This is a genomic window from Deltaproteobacteria bacterium (assembly GCA_016213065.1).
GTDB lineage: Bacteria > UBA10199 > UBA10199 > SPLOWO2-01-44-7 > SPLOWO2-01-44-7 > JACRBV01.
This window is the reverse complement of the sequence record JACRBV010000012.1, coordinates 20225-38880: the sequence shown is the minus strand read 5'-3', so window position 1 is coordinate 38880 and position 18656 is coordinate 20225. Positions and strand designations below refer to the sequence as shown.

The 18656-nt window shown below is 45.9% G+C and carries 15 protein-coding genes and 1 tRNA gene; all 16 read left to right on the top strand.

Annotated features, from left to right (window positions below; translation table 11 throughout):
• A partial coding sequence (locus HY877_00780; GenBank protein ID MBI5298823.1) for a dipeptidase occupies positions 1-1184 on the top strand: 1184 nt, incomplete at its 5' end.
• Between the two features lie 9 nt (positions 1185-1193).
• A tRNA-Leu gene (locus HY877_00775) sits at positions 1194-1277 on the top strand.
• A 5-nt stretch (positions 1278-1282) separates the two neighbouring features.
• Positions 1283-1834 carry a GNAT family N-acetyltransferase gene (locus tag HY877_00770; protein ID MBI5298822.1) on the top strand — a complete coding sequence of 184 codons (552 nt, stop codon included), beginning with the start codon at positions 1283-1285 and terminating at the stop codon, positions 1832-1834.
• Positions 1835-1894: 60 nt separating this feature from the next.
• Entirely contained in the window at positions 1895-2938 is a 1044-nt protein-coding gene (locus HY877_00765; protein ID MBI5298821.1) for an N-acetyl-gamma-glutamyl-phosphate reductase, read from the top strand.
• Entirely contained in the window at positions 2932-4152 is a 1221-nt protein-coding gene (argJ, locus tag HY877_00760) for a bifunctional glutamate N-acetyltransferase/amino-acid acetyltransferase ArgJ (protein MBI5298820.1), read from the top strand. Before HY877_00765 ends, argJ begins: the two co-directional genes overlap by 7 nt.
• Positions 4153-4161: 9 nt before the next feature.
• Complete coding sequence (gene argB / locus HY877_00755; protein MBI5298819.1) at positions 4162-5025, top strand: acetylglutamate kinase; 864 nt, start codon at positions 4162-4164, stop codon at positions 5023-5025.
• Positions 5026-5082: 57 nt separating this feature from the next.
• Complete coding sequence (locus HY877_00750; protein ID MBI5298818.1) at positions 5083-6267, top strand: aspartate aminotransferase family protein; 1185 nt, start codon at positions 5083-5085, stop codon at positions 6265-6267.
• Between the two features lie 80 nt (positions 6268-6347).
• Positions 6348-7562, top strand: coding sequence for an argininosuccinate synthase (locus tag HY877_00745; protein MBI5298817.1), 1215 nt, complete (start codon positions 6348-6350; stop codon positions 7560-7562).
• A complete protein-coding gene (gene argH / locus HY877_00740; protein ID MBI5298816.1) occupies positions 7559-8926 on the top strand; it encodes an argininosuccinate lyase in 1368 nt (455 codons plus the stop codon). The genes HY877_00745 and argH overlap by 4 nt, the downstream gene beginning before the upstream one ends.
• Before the next feature lie 53 nt (positions 8927-8979).
• Entirely contained in the window at positions 8980-10296 is a 1317-nt protein-coding gene (tig, locus tag HY877_00735) for a trigger factor (protein ID MBI5298815.1), read from the top strand.
• A gap of 71 nt (positions 10297-10367) precedes the next feature.
• Positions 10368-11003 carry an ATP-dependent Clp endopeptidase proteolytic subunit ClpP gene (gene clpP / locus HY877_00730; protein ID MBI5298814.1) on the top strand — a complete coding sequence of 212 codons (636 nt, stop codon included), beginning with the start codon at positions 10368-10370 and terminating at the stop codon, positions 11001-11003.
• Positions 10996-12252 (top strand): ATP-dependent Clp protease ATP-binding subunit ClpX, encoded by a 1257-nt coding sequence (clpX, locus tag HY877_00725; GenBank protein ID MBI5298813.1) that lies wholly within the window; start codon positions 10996-10998, stop codon positions 12250-12252. The genes clpP and clpX overlap by 8 nt, the downstream gene beginning before the upstream one ends.
• A gap of 19 nt (positions 12253-12271) precedes the next feature.
• Positions 12272-14701 carry an endopeptidase La gene (lon, locus tag HY877_00720; protein MBI5298812.1) on the top strand — a complete coding sequence of 810 codons (2430 nt, stop codon included), beginning with the start codon at positions 12272-12274 and terminating at the stop codon, positions 14699-14701.
• Positions 14702-14759: 58 nt separating this feature from the next.
• Positions 14760-15338 (top strand): TlyA family RNA methyltransferase, encoded by a 579-nt coding sequence (locus HY877_00715; GenBank protein MBI5298811.1) that lies wholly within the window; start codon positions 14760-14762, stop codon positions 15336-15338.
• A 139-nt stretch (positions 15339-15477) separates the two neighbouring features.
• Entirely contained in the window at positions 15478-17109 is a 1632-nt protein-coding gene (locus HY877_00710; GenBank protein ID MBI5298810.1) for a tetratricopeptide repeat protein, read from the top strand.
• Entirely contained in the window at positions 17106-18656 is a 1551-nt protein-coding gene (locus HY877_00705; GenBank protein ID MBI5298809.1) for a hypothetical protein, read from the top strand. The genes HY877_00710 and HY877_00705 overlap by 4 nt, the downstream gene beginning before the upstream one ends.

The following is an 18656-nucleotide window of genomic DNA, read 5'->3' as shown; positions in this document are numbered from 1 at the left end:
GCGGATATCCTCTGGTTTATGGCGACTGGCTTCATGCACCGGGCAAACCCACCATCCTTATATATGGCCACTATGATGTACAACCGCCCGAACCCCTTGATCTTTGGAAAACGCCGCCGGTTGAACCCACGATTGTTGGCGATAATTTATTTGCCCGCGGTTCCTCGGACAACAAGGGTCAGCATTTCAGCCACATCTGCGCGATGGAAGCCTATCTGAAAACGGTCGGGAAACTCCCCGTCAACATCAAAGTTGTTTTGGAAGGGGAGGAAGAGGTGGGTGGAGAGGGGATTGACAAATATGTTCGCGAGCATGGAAAATTTTTGGCCTGCGACGCCGTGATGATCAGCGACACAGACTGGTTTGACAGCGAGCGCCCGGCCATTTCCTATTCTCTCAAAGGACTTTGCTATTTTGAAATTAATGTCACGGGCCCTTCGCATGATTTACATTCCGGTCTTTACGGCGGCATGGTGCGCAATCCTCTTCAATCTTTAAGTTGGATTTTATCGAAACTTAAAAATGAGAAAGAAGAAATTTTGATTCCGGGTTTTTACGACGATGTAAAACCCATGGCGTCGGACGAAAAAAAAGATATCGCCGCCCTTCCTTTTGATGCGAATAAAGTGGCGGAAGGTGCCGGAGTTTCACGCCTGATTTCGGAAGGAACATTCAGCCCCGTGGAAACAAACTGGTGCCGGCCAACCCTTGATATTTGCGGCATGTGGGGTGGGTATGAAGGAGTCGGATCGAAGACCATTATTCCATCCAAGGCAGGCGCCAAGGTCAGCATCCGGCTCGTGGCCAATCAAGATCCCAAAAAAATCGAAAAGCTGTTTGTGAATTATGTTCAATCACTCGCCGTGGATGGCGTGAAAGTGGAGGTGCATACGCACTCTTCCGGAATTCCGTTCCATGTGGAGAGGGAAAATTTCTTTGTTCAAAAAACCGCCAAGGCCTACGAAACTGCGTTGGGGGAAAAGATGGTTTTCAAAAGACTTGGTGCTTCCATTCCCATCGCCGCCGTTTTTCAGTCGGTTTTAAAAGTGCCGGTGGTGCTCATAGGTCTTGGACTTCCCGATGACCGCGTCCATTCCCCCAACGAAAAAATGTCCCTCCCCAATTTCTTCGATGGCATAAAAGGCGCGGCATTGGCATATGAAGCGTTTGCAGAAAATTCTTGATCGTTTTTTGCCGCGGTGACGGAATCGGCATACGTGCCAGGCTTAGAATCTGGTTCCCGTAAGGGATTGAGAGTTCGAATCTCTCCCGCGGCACATATATGTTTCATTTGAAAATTGATTCAGAATTGGAACTTCGTTTGTTTGATCCTCTTCATGCAGAGGTTCTATGTGTGCTAATTGAAAAAAATAGAAAATATTTGCGCCAATGGTTGCCGTGGCTTGATTTGAACAAGGGCCTTAAAGATACGCAAGGTTTCATCGAACATTCCATCAAGGAATATAAAGAAAAGAAATCGGTCGTTACGGGTATTTGGTATCATAACAATTTGGTGGGTGTAGCCAGTCTTGTTGCGATCGATTGGATGCATAAATGGACTGTCATCGGATATTGGATTAGCGAAGAAATGCAGGGGAAAGGTTTGGTGACCAAATCATCCCGCGCTTTAATTGATTATGCCTTTCATGATTTGAAACTCAATCGCGTCGAAATTCGATGCGCCACCGAAAATCAAAAAAGCCGTGCAGTGATTGAACGCCTCGGTTTAAAAAAAGAAGGTGTCAAAAGACAGATGGAGTGGCTCTACGATCATTTCGTTGACGCCCTTGTCTATTCTGTCTTAGCGAAGGAATGGATTGCCGAGCGTTCATAACCGACCAAATTTCCTAAATTTTCTATAGAAAAAGGTTTGGAGTGCGATATACAGAATGTCATGCTCCCCTGCGCTGTTATTGGGTCCACCGGTTATACCGGAATTGAGTTGGTCAAGATTTTGCTCCAACATCCGAGCGTAAAACTGACTGCACTGACCACACGTCAGCAGGAAAGTTTTCCGATTCAAACTTTAATTCCCACTTTGTCCAAAGATATTAATTTGAAAGTGGAGCCTTATTCTTTCGAACAAATTAAAGACAAAGCGGAGCTTATTTTTCTTTGTCTCCCCCACACCGAATCTGCTGAAACGGGAAAAGCTTTTTATAATGCGGGGAAAATCGTCATCGACCTTTCGGCCGATTTCAGACTGCGATCCAAAGAGAGCTACGAAACCTGGTATGGTGTGCCTCATCCCAGCAGTGAACTTTTGAAAGAGGCTGTCTATGGACTTCCCGAAATCAACCGTGGAAAAATCAAGGAGGCGAAACTCATTGCCAACCCGGGTTGTTATCCCACCGGCTCCATCTTAGGTTTGGCCCCTTTGCTGGCACGGGGTCTTGTTGAAACAGACTCTATTATAATAGATGCCAAATCCGGCGTGAGTGGCGCCGGGAAAAAATTGACCTCCACCACACAATTTTGCGAAGTGGATGGAAATTTTAACGCCTACAAAGTCAATAAACACCAGCATATGCCGGAGATTGAACAAATTTTAACAGACATCGCCGGAGCCCCGATTGCCATTACTTTTGTTCCCCATCTTCTCCCCATCGAACGGGGAATTTTGACGACGATTTATTTACAGAAAAAGAAAAACGTGGCGGATGCAGAAATCAACCGCGCCTTTTTGGAAGCCTACGACAAAGAACCTTTTGTAAAAGTGCGACCCGAGGGTCTGCGACCCGAAGGCCAATTTCCCTCAATAAAAGATGTTCAGCGAACCAACTTTTGTGATATTGGTTTTAGCGTCGACGCAAAAACGGGCCGTGTCATTGTTATTACGGCCATTGACAATCTTGTGAAAGGGGCTTCGGGCCAAGCCGTGCAAAATATGAATATCCGGATGGGATTTCCCGAAGAAGAGGGATTGAGAAGATGGTAAAAATTTTTTGGGAAAAGAAAAAAGGGGGGACCATTACTTCCCCACAAGGATTTTTCGCCAGCGGTCTTCACACCGGAATCAAAAAAAACAAACAAAAATTTGATGCGTCCTTGATTGTTTCGCAAACACCCTGCGCCGCGGCGGGAACATTCACCACCAACCGTGTGAAGTCATGGTGCGTCCTCCATGCCATGAAAGGGATACGCCACCCGTATCATCGTGCCGTTCTGGTCTCCAGCGGCAACGCCAACTGTATGAACGGTCCGCAGGGAAAAAAGGCGATTGAAGAGTGTGTTGGAGAAACGGCGAGACTTTTGAATATTCCCGAAGAAGAAATTCTCACTGCTCAGACCGGATTGATCGGCTCTCCCTTTCCCACGGATGCCTTAAAAGGCGGTTTACCGAAACTCTTCCGCCGTCTTTCCGAAGACGGGGGCCATGCCGCCGCCAAAGGAATTTTGACGACGGACCGCAACACCAAAGAGACGGCCCTCTCTTTTTTTCTGGGTGACAAAAAAGTGACGATTGGCGCCATTGCTAAAGGGGCTGGGATGGTTCACCCGAACATGGCCACGATGCTTTCTTTTATCACAACCGATGCCGCGATTTCCAAGCCGCTTCTTTCGCGCGCCATCCGTCACGCGGTTGATAACACCTTCAACAAAATTTCGATCGACAATGACATGAGCACCAACGACATGGTTTTTGTTTTGGCAAACGGTGTGGCCACGAATCCCATCATCCAGAATGTGGATCGCGACTACCGGATGTTCCGTGATGCGCTGGAAGAAGTCTGCCGCGCCATGGCTTATAAAATGGTGAAGGACGGCGAAGGCGTGAATCATGTCTGCCGTCTCAGGGTTTTTGGCGCCAAGAATCCGACCGAAGCAGAAAAGGCCGCACGCCAAATTGCCAATTCCATGCTTTTCAAGACGATGCTTTCTGGCGCCAATCCAAACTGGGGGCGTATTGCCGCGGCGATTGGGGCGAGTGGCGTTGTTTTCAATCCCGAACATTTGAGCATTTCATTCGGCAATGCCCATGTCTTGAGCAACGGCAGTTTGAGGGCAACCCATATTCCAAAGGCGGAGAGAGTGCTTTACAAAAGAGATTACACGATTGACGTGACGATTGGAAAAGGCCGCGGCCGCGCAGAGTTTTTGACTTCTGATCTCACCACAAAATATGTGGTGATCAACGCGAGTTATTCGTAAAGGAGAGCGATGGAACGATACGTTGAAAAAGCCAGTATTTTAATCGAGGCACTTCCCTACATCAAAAAATTTCGCGGGAAAGAAATTCTCATTAAATATGGCGGCGCCGCCATGAAAGACGACGACGTTCATGAAAATTTGCTCTTGGATCTTGTCTTCATGAATTATGTTGGCATCAAACCGATTTTGGTTCACGGCGGTGGCAATCACATCACCGCCAATTTAAAGCAAAAGGGAATTGAGAGCCGGTTCGTGAATGGTTTGCGCGTCACGGATAAAGCAACAATTGATGTGGTGCAAGAAACACTGGCTGAGTTGAACAAAGAAATTGTCCACGACATCAACCGTTTTGGAGCGCGCGCCATCGGTCTTTCCGGTCATGACGCAGAAATTTTGAATGTGAAAAAACACACGGAACACGGGGATGTGGGTTTTGTGGGCGATGTTGTTTCCGTAAATATTTTTCCCATGAAGGAGCTGACCGAGTACCGGATGATTCCGGTGGTCTATCCTATCGGCATTGATGAAAATGGAGTTGCCTACAATGTAAACGCCGACGAAGCCGCTTCCAAAATTGCCGTGGCGATGGATGTACAAAAAATCATCGTCCTCACCAACGTCAAAGGAATTTTGCGCGACCCCGCGGATGCTGAATCTCTCATCTCGTCATTGCATGTCAGCGAAATTCCCAACTTGATTGAAAAAGGAGTGATTAGCGCCGGTATGATTCCCAAAGTGAAAGCGTGCGTGAACGCACTCGAAGGAGGCGTGAAAAAAGCCCACATCATTGACGGCCGCATCAAACACTCCCTACTTCTGGAAATTTTCACGGATCAAGGTATCGGCACCGAAATCACAATGGTGAAAAATTAGACAAGTTACATATAGTACCAGGTACTATATGTAACTTTGCGGAGATGAGGTTTTAAAATGAGTTTGACGCAGGGAATTCAAAGTATTTACGCTGAATTTATTTTGCCCACGTATGCGCAGATACCTGTTTGTCTTGTGCGCGGGGAAGGGTCGCGCGTGTGGGATGCGGAGGGGAAAGAGTATCTTGATTTTTTTCCGGGTTGGGCGGTTTCTGGATTGGGACATTGTCATCCCAAAGTGGTTGCCGCCATTCGGGAACAGGCATCGCAGATTCTTCACATTTCCAATAATTTTTTGAATCAAAAACAGGCGAAGCTTGCGCGTGAAATTTCTCAAGCCTCTTTCCCCGCGAAAATTTTTTTCTGCAACAGCGGGGCCGAAGCCACTGAAGGGGCGATCAAGTTTGCGAGAAAATATGGGAGCGATTCGGGTCGGTTTGAAATCATCACAATGCGGCAATCCTTTCATGGCAGGACGCTTGCGGCGTTGACCGCCACGGGTCAGGAAAAAGTCAAAACGGGTTTTGCCCCATTGCCCGAAGGGTTTTGTTATGCCGAACTCAACGACATTGAATCCGTCAAAGCAGAGATCACACCCAAAACCATCGCCATTTTTTTGGAACCGATTCAGGGCGAAGGGGGTGTACGTCCCGTCACCCAAGAATTCATGCAGGATTTGAAAAAAATATGCGAAGAAAAAGATCTGTTGTTGATGGTTGATGAAGTCCAAACAGGAATGGGGCGCACCGGCAAAATGTTTGGTTATCAGCATTTTGGAATTGAACCCGATGTGATGACACTTGCAAAATCACTGGGCGGAGGCGTTCCCATCGGCGCGTTTGTCGTGAACAAACGGATTCAAAAAGAAGTTTTTACTCCGGGCAGTCACGGCTCCACATACGGCGGCAATCCGTTGGTCGCGGCGGCGGCTTTGGCCGTGTTTCAGGCTATCCGCGAGGAAAAACTTTTGGAGAACACTGTTGAAATGGGACAATATTTGCGCGGCGGCCTTGAAAAATTAAAAGAAAAATTTGGATTTATTAAAGAGGTGCGTGGTTTTGGACTGATGCAGGGCATGGAACTTTTCGTATCGGGTACGCCCTACGCAAACCGTGCACGAGAAAAAGGATTGCTGATTAACTGCACGCAAGATAAGGTTTTGCGCATCATGCCCGCGATGACAGTCACAAAAGAAATATTAGATAAGGGACTTGAAATTTTGGAAACTGTGCTGTCATCCTAGAGTTTTTCTTTGTCATCCTGAACGCAGTGAAGGATCTGCTAGAAGTCCTCGGGATCCTTCGCTTCGCTCAGGATGACAATATGTTTTTGGATGACAAAAAGGAGCTTACAATGAAAAAAGTGGTTCTGGCTTATTCGGGGGGGTTGGATACTTCCTGCGCTGTGAAGTGGATCAAAGATCGCTACGATTGTGAGGTCATCTGTTTTTCCGCGTTTATCGGAGAGGTGGCTGACAAAGAAAAACTCAACCAAAAAGCAAAATCTGCCGGCGCCTGCAAAATTTTTGTCGAAGATCTGAAAGAAGAATTTGCGCACGCATTTATTTTGCCCGCCCTCTGGGCCAATGCCCGCTATGAAGGGGGATATCCTTTAGCCACAGCACTTGGCAGACCTTTGATCGCAAAACATCTGGTGCGAATTGCGGAACAGGAAAATGCCGACGCCGTGGCGCACGGTTGCACTGGTAAGGGAAATGATCAGGTGCGCATTGAAGTGGGTGTGCGCACTCTCAACAGCTCTTTGGAAATTATCGCTCCACTCAGGGAGTGGGAATTCAAATCGCGCGAAGAAGAAATAGATTATGCGCGCAAAAATAATATTCCCGTCGACGCGACAAAAGCCTCCCCGTATTCGATCGACAAAAATATCTGGGGCATTGCGATTGAAGCCGGCATTCTGGAAGATCCGTGGCTCGAAGCCCCCGAAGAGGCTTATGTCATGACAAAGGGGCTTGATAAAGTTCCTGCAACGCCCTGTTATCTTGAAATTGAATTTGAAAAAGGAATTCCTGTTGCGCTCGATGGGCAGAAAAAATCACTCGTTGATCTGATTGAAACGCTCAATCAAATTGCGGGCGAATATGGTGTGGGACGTTTTGATCAAATCGAAAATCGTCTCGTCGGAATTAAAAGCCGCGAAATTTATGAAGCCCCGGCGGCCCACGTTTTACTCACGGCACACAAGGAACTTGAAGGCATGGTGATGGATCGCGAATTTTTGCATTACAAAGAACTCTTGTCGAAAAAATATGCGGAGTTGGTTTATTTTGGCCTCTGGTTTTCGCCGCTCAAAGAATCTCTCGACCAGTTTTTCAAATCAAATCAGAATAAAGTCACGGGAAAAATCCGCATCAAACTGGATAAAGGCCATGCAACATGCGTTGGCCGTCAATCTCCGCATTCTCTTTATTTCGAAAAGTTGGCGACTTACTCAGAGAAAGACGCCTTTGACCGGAACGCCGCGAAAGGTTTTTTGAAAATCTGGGGACTTCCCTACGAAGGGATAAATAAAAAATGAAAGCGTTATGGGGCGGGCGTTTCAAAAAAGAAATGCATCCTCTTTTAAAAGAGTTCAGTTATTCACTCAATGTTGATTGGGAATTGTTTGACGCCGAAATCGCCGTCGATATTGCCTGGGCAAAAATGTTGGGGCACATCGGTATTATCACCCAAGACGAATCCGCAAAATTGGTGAATGGACTGAAGGCGATCAGCAAAGAATTGCAACCCGTCGATCCAAACGCCCCCTTTGAAGATGTCCACACACTCATTCAAACGCATCTTGAGAAAAAAATCGGCAACGTCGCCAAAAAAATTCACACGGGTCGGAGCAGAAATGATTTGGTCGTCACTTCTACCCGCATCTATCTCAAACAAAAAATTTCGGAGATTGATGCCGCGCTGAAAAAAACAGAAACGGCTTTGCTCCATACGGCGCAAAAAGCGGGAGACGGTATTGTTGCGGGTGTTACGCATCTTAGAAAAGCCCAACCCATTTTATTGGCGCATCATTTGTTGGCTTATGTGGCGATGCTCGACGAAGATCGCTCTCGCTTGAATGATCTTCTAAAAAGAGTCGATGTGTTGCCGCTGGGTTCCGCGGCCCTTGCAGGTTCTTCGCTCCCCATCGACCAAAAATTTCTGGCGAAGGAGTTGAGTTTTTCAAAAATCGCGGGCAACTCTCTGGCGGCGGTAAGTGACCGCGGATTTTTAACCGAATTTTTAAGCGACCTCGCTATTTTATGGGTTCATCTCTCGCGTCTTTCCGAAGATTTTATTTTGTGGAATTCCGAATTTTTTAACTATGTGGAAATCGACGACGCTTTTGCCACGGGTTCCAGTCTTATGCCGCAGAAAAAAAATCCGGATGTTTTTGAACTCATCCGCGGGCGGACGGGCTCAATTTTTGGACATTTGCAGGCGCTTCTCACCGTGCAAAAAGGTCTTCCGTTAAGTTACAATCGCGATCTTCAGGAAGACAAACCCGCCGTTTTTGATGCGGCCCGAAAAACAAAACTCGCACTGGAAATTCTGTCCGAAACATTGTCGACCATTTCTTTCAACAAAGAGGCATTCAAAAAATCGGTTGCCGAAGATCATCTCTTTTCAACGGACCTGCTGGAATATCTGGTCCGCAAAAAAGTGCCCTTCAGCGAGGCCCACGAAACGGTCGGGAAAATTGTCCGCCACGCCGAAGAAGCAGGAAAAAACTTAAGCCAACTTCCCGTAAAAATATGGCAACAGTTTTCCGAATATTTTGAATCAGATGTGTTGGACCTCTTCAAACCCGAAACCTCCGTCGAAGCAAAAAAAACCAAAGGCTCCACCAACCCCACCTTCGTAAAAGCAGAACGAACAAAATGGGAAAAAGCGTTGAAATAAAACCAAAAATCCCCTTGTGCCGCCTGTTTACTTGTGGTTTGTAGGCGCGGACCATGAAAACTATTCTTGAAGATGTCAGTTCTGTCCAAAAAAAAATAAAAATTGAAGTGCCCGCCGATGTTGTTGCGCAAGCGCGTATAAAGGCCGTTCATGATTTGCAGAAAAAGGTGAAAGTTGAGGGTTTTCGCCCGGGGAAAGTGCCCTCCAACATTATTGAACAGCGTTTCGCCCATGAAGTTCAGCATGAAACGGTTGAAAAAGTGGTCGATTTAACTTTGGCCAAAGCTTTTAAAGAAGCAAAAGTTTATCCCATTTCCCGCCCCGAAATCACGCCGGGGCTTTTTGCGGGTACAGGCGGTCTGTCTTATACCGCCACGTTTGATGTTTTGCCCGCAATTCCCATCACAGAAAAAGATTACAAAGGACTCAAACTCGAAAAAACAGAAATTGAAGTCACCAAAGAAGAAGTCGAATCGGAATTAATCCGTCTTCAAAAAGCAATGACACAGTTGGAGCCCGCCCCCGCGGAAACTGTTTTGGTTAAAGGGCTTGTGGCGGTGATTGATTTCAAGGGAACGGCGGAAGGGAAATCTTTCAAAGGGGGAGAAGCTAAAGATTATGTGATCGAGTTTGGCGATGGCGAAATGTTGGGCGATTTTGAAAAAGGGATTGAGGGCGCCAAAGTTGGTGAGGTGCGCAAAATCAGTTTTGATTATCCAAAAGATTATTTTAACAAGGAACTTGCGGGGAAAAAGGCGCAGTTTGATATAACCGTCAAAGAAATTCGCACAAAAAATGTTCCAAAACTCGATGACGATTTTGCAAAAGATTTGGGACAATATAAAACTCTTGAGGATGTAAAAGTCGATTTGGAAAAAAGGATTGTTGGGGTAAAAGAGGTACATCAGAAGGGGGAACTTTTTAACCAAATTCTCAAACAATTGGTCGATAAAATCAAATTTGAAGCACCACAATCATTAATTACAAGTGAATTACGACATATGTTGGAACAATTTGCTCAAGAAATCCAAAAACGGGGACAAAAACTCGATGATGTAAAAGCGGAGGAGGTTTTGAAAGAATTCCAACCGGAAGCTGAAAACCGGGTCCGTAGTTTTCTGATCCTCGATAAAATCGTTGAAGAGGCTTCAATGGATGCAACGGACAAAGAATTGGAAGATCGTTTGGAGTCCATGGCCAAACAGGTGAAGCGGCCTTTGGCAGAGATTAAGGCGCATTACGAGAAAAACAATCTGCTCGGATCCTTAAAAAATCGCATTTTACACGAGAAATCCCTTGAATTTGTCCTCAACGAGGCTAAAATCAAGGTTGTAAAGTCGAAAAATGACAAAAAACGGCCTCAAAAATAGATGTTTTGATCGTTTTTTGTCATCCTGAGGCCGCAAGTGCGGCCGAAGGAACCAATATGAGCGAGGTTTTTATGAACTTAATCCCAATGGTAATCGAGCAGACCGGCCGTGGAGAGAGAGCTTTTGACATCTATTCCAGACTTTTAAAAGAGCGCATCGTCTTCATCGGCTGTCCTATTAATGATGAAGTTGCCAGCGTCATTATCGCCCAGCTTCTTTTTTTGGAATCAGAAGACGCGGACAAAGATATTCATGTTTATATCAATTCCCCCGGCGGAATAGTCACCGCGGGTCTCGCCATTTACGATACGATGCAATATGTGAAACCCGCTATTCAGACTCTGTGTATGGGACAGGCCGCCTCGATGGCCGCCATTTTGTTGGCCGCGGGTTCGAAAGGAAAGCGTTTCGCCCTTCCCAATGCCCGGATCATGATTCATCAACCGTTGGGTGGTTTTCAGGGGCAGGCATCCGATATCGACATTCAAGCTAAGGAAATTTTACGGATGCGCGAAAAGGTCAACGAAATTTTGACGAACCATACCGGTCAGCCGCTCGAAAAAATTCAGGTGGATACCGATCGCGATTTTTTCATGAGTTGCCACGAGGCCAAGGCCTATGGCATTGTTGACGACGTACTCCATTACCGACGAGATAAAATGAGTGACAAAACAATTCACGCCGTAGGAGGAGGTACCAATGGCTAAAGGAATTGCGGATGACCCCGGAAGTCTGAGTTGCTCTTTTTGCGGGAAAAATCAGCGAGAAGTCAGAAAATTGATCGCTGGCCCCACCGTTTATATCTGTGATGAGTGCATCGAACTCTGCAACGACATTATCGCCGAAGAAAATTCAAGGGCCCGCCAGTACGGTCCGCATTTGGGAGTGCCAAAACCCTCCGAGATTAAAACATTTTTGGATGAGTATGTGATCGGTCAGGATTACGCCAAAAGAGTTTTGTCGGTGGCTGTTCACAACCATTACAAAAGAATCGAGGCGAGGGCGAATAATAAAGAAGATGTTGAACTTCAGAAAAGCAATATCTTGCTGATCGGTCCTACCGGTGTTGGCAAAACCCTTTTGGCGCAGACTTTAGCCAAGATGCTCAATGTGCCGTTTACCATTGCCGATGCGACGTGTCTTACGGAGGCCGGTTATGTGGGAGAAGACGTTGAAAATATCATTTTGAATCTTTTGCAGGCGGCTGATTATGACAAAGCAAAATGCGAACGCGGAATCGTTTATATTGATGAAATCGACAAAATTTCGCGCAAGTCGGAAAATCCCTCCATCACCCGCGACGTTTCGGGAGAGGGCGTGCAACAAGCTCTGCTGAAAATTCTGGAAGGAACCGTCGCCAATGTCCCTCCAAAGGGAGGGCGCAAGCATCCGCAACAGGAATATATTCCGGTTGATACCACCAACATTTTATTCATTTGCGGCGGAACGTTTGTGGGACTTGAAGACACCATCGAGCGCAGAATCGGGCAAAAGAATTTGGGTTTTGGAGTCGATGTCAAGGGAAAGGGAGACAGAAAACTTTCCGACACTTTGAAAAAAATAGAGACCGAAGATTTAATCAAATTTGGTTTAATTCCGGAGTTCGTGGGACGCCTGCCGGTTCTCGCAACGCTGGATGAACTCGATGAAATAGCGTTGGTTAAAATTTTGACCCAACCTCGTAATGCGTTGGTCAAACAATATCAGCGCCTTTTCGAATTTGAAAAAGTGAAACTCCAGTTTACCGCGGGCAGTCTTGAGGCGGTTTCAAAAGAATCGATCCGCCGCAAATCGGGGGCTAGAGGTTTGAGAGCTATTCTGGAAAAAGTGATGCTTGATGTAATGTATGACATTCCGTCTCAGGAAGGAATTTTGGAAGTGGTTGTGAATGAAGATGTGATTTTAAAGAAGTCCAAACCCGTGATTGTCTATGAAAAGAAAGCTCAAATGGCCTGACGGCCGCTAGGGGGAATGAATGGGCGACGAACTGACCGTTAAAAAAGAATCAACATTGGTACCACTGCTGCCCTTGCGGGATATCGTTGTGTTTCCGCACATGGTGGTTCCTCTTTTTGTGGGGCGCGAAAAATCGATTGCCGCCCTTGAAGAGGCCATGAACAAAGAAAAAGATATCATGTTGGCCGCGCAAGTGAACGCAAAGACCAACGATCCAAAACCCGATGACATTTACAAAGTGGGAACGTTGGCCTCCATTATTCAATTGCTTCGCCTGCCCGATGGCACGGTGAAAGTGTTGATCGAAGGAAAAAAACGCGCCCGCATCCAGCAATTTGTCTCCAATCCGAATTTTTTCATGGTGGAAGCGGAAGCCATTGATGAAACCATGGACAAAACAATCGAGATCGAAGCGCTGATGCGCGGTGTGAAGTCCACGTTTGAACAATATGTAAAACTCAACAAACGAATTCCGCCTGAAATGCTGGCGAGCGTTGCCACCATTGACGATCCGGCCCGTTTGGCCGACACAATTGTCGCGCATCTTACTTTGAAACTTTCCGACAAACAAAAAATTCTCGAAGTTATTTCGCCGTTGGAACGCCTTGAAAAGTTGCTGGGTCTCATGCAGTCCGAAATTGAAATTCTGCAAGTGGAAAAAAGAATTCGCACGCGTGTGAAAAAGCAGATGGAGAAAACCCAGCGCGAATATTATCTCAATGAACAGATGCAGGCGATCCAGAAAGAACTGGGCGAAAGAGATGAGTTCAAGAGCGAAATTCAGGAACTCGAAGAGAAGATGAAGAAGAAAAAACTCTCTGTGGAAGCGCTGTCTCGTTGTAAACAAGAACTGAAAAAACTGAAGATGATGTCGCCGATGTCGGCGGAAGCCACCGTAGTGCGCAATTATCTCGACTGGATTCTCTCTCTTCCATGGGGCGAAATGACGCAGGATAAACTGGACTTGAAAGAGGCCGAAAAAATTCTCGAAGAAGATCATTACGGGCTCAAAACTCCCAAAGAGCGCATTCTCGAATATCTGGCCGTTTGCCAGTTGATGGGAAAAGTGAAGGGACCGATTCTTTGTTTCATCGGACCTCCCGGAGTTGGAAAAACATCTCTGGGTCGTTCCATTGCGAGAGCGATGGGAAGAAAATTTGTTCGTCTTTCATTGGGTGGTGTGCGTGATGAAGCCGAAATTAGGGGACACCGCAGAACCTACATCGGTGCCCTTCCCGGGAAAATTATCCAATCACTCAAAAAAGCGGGTTCCAGCAATCCTGTTTTGCTCATGGATGAAATAGACAAGATGAGCATGGATTTCAGGGGCGATCCTTCCTCGGCCCTGCTGGAAGTTTTGGATCCGGAGCAGAATTTCACTTTCAGCGATCATTATCTTGATCTTGATTACGATCTCTCGCACATTATGTTCATCACAACGGCGAACACATTGCCCGCAATTCCATTGCCTCTGCAGGATAGAATGGAGATCATCCGAATGGCGGGTTACACCGAAGATGAGAAATTACATATTGCCAAGAAATATCTCGTCCGGAAACAATGTGAATCGAATGGGTTACAAGAGAAAGATGTGGAGTTTACCGATTCCGCCATCAAGTTGATCATTCGCCAATACACAAGAGAGGCCGGCGTGAGAAATCTGGAGCGTGATATTGCTTCTGTTTTGCGCAAATTGGCGCGCGACGTAGTGGTTAAGGATTTAAAGAGGACCGGAAAACCAATCCGGTTGACTCCTAAAAAAGTCACGGCGTATCTGGGAGTTCCCAAATTCCATTTTGGTTTGGCCGAAGAGGAGGATCAAATTGGTATTTGCACAGGGCTTGCATGGACTGAAGTGGGAGGAGAACTTTTGACTACGGAAGTCACCGTGATGCCCGGAAAGGGAAAACTGATCGTCACCGGGAAATTGGGTGAGGTGATGCAAGAGTCCGCACAAGCGGCGGTGAGTTACATTCGCTCGCGCGCGGACGCGCTGGGTCTTGGAAAAGAATTCTACCAAAAGCTGGATATTCATATTCATTTGCCCGAAGGCGCCATTCCAAAAGATGGTCCCTCCGCCGGAATTACCATGGCCACCGCTGTCACGTCAGCTCTTTTGAAGATTCCCGTTCGCAAAGATATCGCCATGACGGGGGAAATCACCCTGCGTGGGCGTGTTTTGCCGATCGGCGGTTTGAAAGAGAAATTGTTTGCGGCGCATCGGGGCCAGATTAAAAAAGTTCTGATTCCGAAAGAGAATTTGAAGGACTTGAAAGAAATGCCCAAGAAGATCCTCAATGAGTTGGTGATTGAACCGGTGGAAAATATGGACGAGGTTTTGACAAAAGCCTTGGCCATAGACAACCCTGAAAAACTTTTCAGGGGTGTTCATCATGTTCCAACACCGACGGTCAAAAAGGGATCGACCGTAGCACCCGTGGTAATGTGACCCTACCACCTGCCCTGCCCGCACAAAGCGGGCATTTTGCCCGAGAGCAGGTGGTAGGGTGAAACAAAAAACTCCGCAAAAGTTTGTAAGCCGGGGTGGTCTGAAACTGGAAAAGGCACTGGATACGTTTGCCATTTCCCCCACCGGTTGGGTTTGTCTCGATGTGGGCGCTTCCACCGGCGGCTTTACGGACCTCCTTTTGCAGAGGGGCGCCAAAAAAATTTATGCGGTGGATGTGGGTTATGGGCAGTTGGCGTGGAAACTCCGCAAAGACCCGCGCGTGGTTGTGCTGGAACGGCAAAATATCCGTTATCTTTCGCCAGCGGACGTTCCGGAAAAAATCAATCTGGCAGTCATTGATGTCGCCTTCATCTCGTTGGAACTTGTTTTTCCCCGCCTGAAACTTTTTTTGGATCCAAAAGCCATTGTGGTTGCCCTTATCAAACCCCAGTTTGAAGTGGCGCGTCATCAGGTTGGACCCAAGGGGGTTGTCAGAGATCCCGCACTGCATGACTGGGCGGTTGATAAAATTACCAAAGCGGGAATTTCAGAGGGATGGGCTTTGAAAGGAGTTTGTGAATCGCCGCTGTTGGGGCCCGAAGGAAACAAGGAATTCCTAATTTACTTTCAAACTTAAGATGTTATTAATGGGCATCTCATAAATTGTTTTAGAGATCTGTCATTCCTCGCTGTGCTTCGAATCCACTTTGTTATCAAACAGATCCTTCACGGAGTTTACACTGAGCGAAGCGAATGAGTTCAGGATGACAACATTTATGAGATATGCTCTAAATAAAAACTTCATGAAACAGCGAGCTCTTCTCATCTTAATACCGGCTTTTATTTTTGCACTGGGTTGCGCGCATCAGCAAAAAACGGCGGTGGCGCCCAAACCCAAACTCAAAGAAGATCCGTATTATTATCTCATTCGTTCCAATCTGGAAGCCTACGCGGGAAAGATGGAAGATTCCGTTCGTGATTTGGAAAAAACAAATTATGTTTTTCCGCATGATCCCTATTTACAATTTATAGCGGCGGAACGTTATGCCCAGCTCCACCGGTGGGAAGAAGCCTCCAAAAATATTCAGGCAGTTTTGAAACAAAAACCCGATTGGAAAGATGCCGAACTGCTTTGGGGTTCCATCCTTGAGGCATCAGGAGACCCCGTCCAAGCTGCCAAAATTTTTGAAAAGCTTATAAGACAATCTCCCGCGCGGGAAGAAAATTACCTGAAGCTGGCACAAAGTCTTATTGACCAAAAGAAATACAAAGAAGCGGTGGTTGTGCTTAACCGCCTACTGGCAAAGACACCCGATTCTGTCTCCGCTTATATTTATCTGGCCACGATTCATTTGACGTATCTTAAAAATCAAAATGAGGGTCTGCGTTTTTTTAAGAAATGTTTGGAGATTGACCCGGACAACATCCGCATCCGTCAACAAATCGCGCAGATTTATCTCAATCAAAACAAATTCAAAGAGGCTCTGGACCAGTTTTTGGTGATAGAAGAGCGATATCCCTCCGATTTGGGAACCAAACTTCATATTGCTCTCTTGTATCAGGAACTGGGAGATGTGGATGAGTCAATAGTCCGTTTGAAAAATATTTTGAAGGTGAACCCCAATGCCGATCGCATTTATTACTACCTTGGTTTGATTTTTGAAAAACTGAAACGCTATCCCGAAGCGATCGAATATTTTGTCAAAATTCCGAAATCCTCCGGTGTTTATAAAGACGGCATTATCCATGCCGCTTCCATTTATAATGAGCTTAAACAGAATGATAACTCGATACGTATTTTAAAAGAGGGGATTCACAAAAATTCGAAAGTTCCGCAATTCTATCAACTCCTCTCTCTTCTGTACGAAGATCAGAAAAACCTTGAAAAAGGGGTTGATGTTTTAAAACAAGGGATTCGGGAATTGCCCAATGAAGAGGTGCTTTATTTTAATCTCGGTATTCTCTACGACAAACTACACAACAAAAAATCCAGTCTTCAGGCGATGAAAAAAGTTTTGGTGTTGAATCCCGAAAACAGTTCAGCACTCAATTATATTGGTTACTCTTATGCCGAAGAGGGAAAAAATCTGGATGAAGCTGAAACGATGATACAAAAAGCGCTCAAAATTAAACCGGGAGATCCTTATATTCTGGATAGCCTCGGGTGGGTCTATTTCCAACGAGGCCAGCTGGACAAAGCCTATCTTTATATTTACAAGGCATTTCAAACTTCTCCCAAAGAAGTAACCGTCAACGAACATCTGGGGGATATTTTCCTTGGTCAGGGCAAAAAAAACGAGGCGCGGAAATATTTCAAGAGAGCTTTGGATTTTAGCAAAACCAAAGAAGATAAAAATCTGGAAGAAACAAAAAGACTGGAAGATAAAATACAACAGTCGACAAAATGAAAACCAAAATAGTCACTGGTTTTATCTTTGTACTCTTTATGCTGTTGCAAGGGTGTAAGTGGAGTGTTCCTAAAGATCCTCATGTCCTTGTGCAAACTCTGGGGACTGATCCGGAGACGCTCAATCCCGTTATTGCTACCACATCAGGAGCTTTCACCGTTTACGGATTTATTTACGAACAACTCATTGATCTGGATCCGGATACGCTAAAGCCCGTTCCCCGTCTGGCCACGCGCTGGGAAGTTTCGCCAGATCGTCTCTACTATACTTTTTATCTGAGAAACGACATCCGGTGGCACGACGGAAAACCTTTTACCGCCGATGATGTACTCTATACCTATCAAAAAATCATGGATCCAAAAGTAGATGCGGCAGCAAGCAGAAATTATCTTCAAGATATCATCAAGGCAGAGAAAGTGGATGACTACACGGTTCGATTCACCTACCGCCGGCCCTACATTGGTGCCCTGACGGCAATCGGCCTGATGGTTATCGTTCCGAAACATGTTTTTGACGATGGTCAGGATTTCAATTCCCATCCTGCCAACCGCGCACCTGTTGGCACTGGACCCTTTCAATTCGTGGAGTGGCGCACAGGAAACCAAATTGTTTTAAAAAAATTTGAGGGATACAATACCACCAAACCCTACAGCATTCAGAAAATGGTTTTCAAAATTATCCCGGACACGCTGACTTCTTTTCAGCTTTTCAAAAAAAACGAATTGGATTTTATCAATCTGACAACGCTCCAGTGGGCAAGGCAAACCGACAGTGCGGCTTTTTTAAAAAGATTCGTTAAACACAAATTCATTACCCCATTTGATCCCTACAATTATATCGGCTGGAATTTGCGAAGACCCGTTTTTCAGGACAAAAGAGTACGACTTGCTTTGGCTCACCTTATTGATAAAGCATTGCTGAACCAGAAACTTCTATTTGGGTTGGCTTATCCTATTACAGGACCGTATTATCCCTTTGGAAATAATTATGACAAAACGCTTCCGCCAATATCTTATGATATTGAAGAAGCAAAAAGATTACTCAAGGCCGCGGGTTGGGATGAAAAAAAACCGCTTCATTTCACACTTCTTTTTCCGGGTGGCGGACAATTTGCGGAACAGTTGGTTTCCATCCTGCGCGAAAATTTTTCCCGAGCGGGTGTGAAATTGGAATTAAGAAGACTGGATATAGCTACTTTATTCCGGCTAGTTGAAGAACACGACTTTGATGCCTATCTGGGGGCATGGGGTCGTGGCGCCAATGACGAAGATTTGTACCAGATATGGCATTCTTCTCAGATCAAAGAAGGTTCCAATTATATCGGTTATTCGAATCCGGAGGCGGATCGCTTGTTGGAAGACCAACGGCGGGAATTTAATGAGGTGAAGCGGAACCAGATAAATCAGCAGATTCATAAAATTTTGTACGAAGACCAACCCTATCTTTTTTTGTATGCGTTTCCGGAACTGGTTGCGAGGGATAAGCGATTCAAAAATGTAAAAGAACATCTTGTAGGTCTTGATATGCGCGAATGGATGGTGGAATAA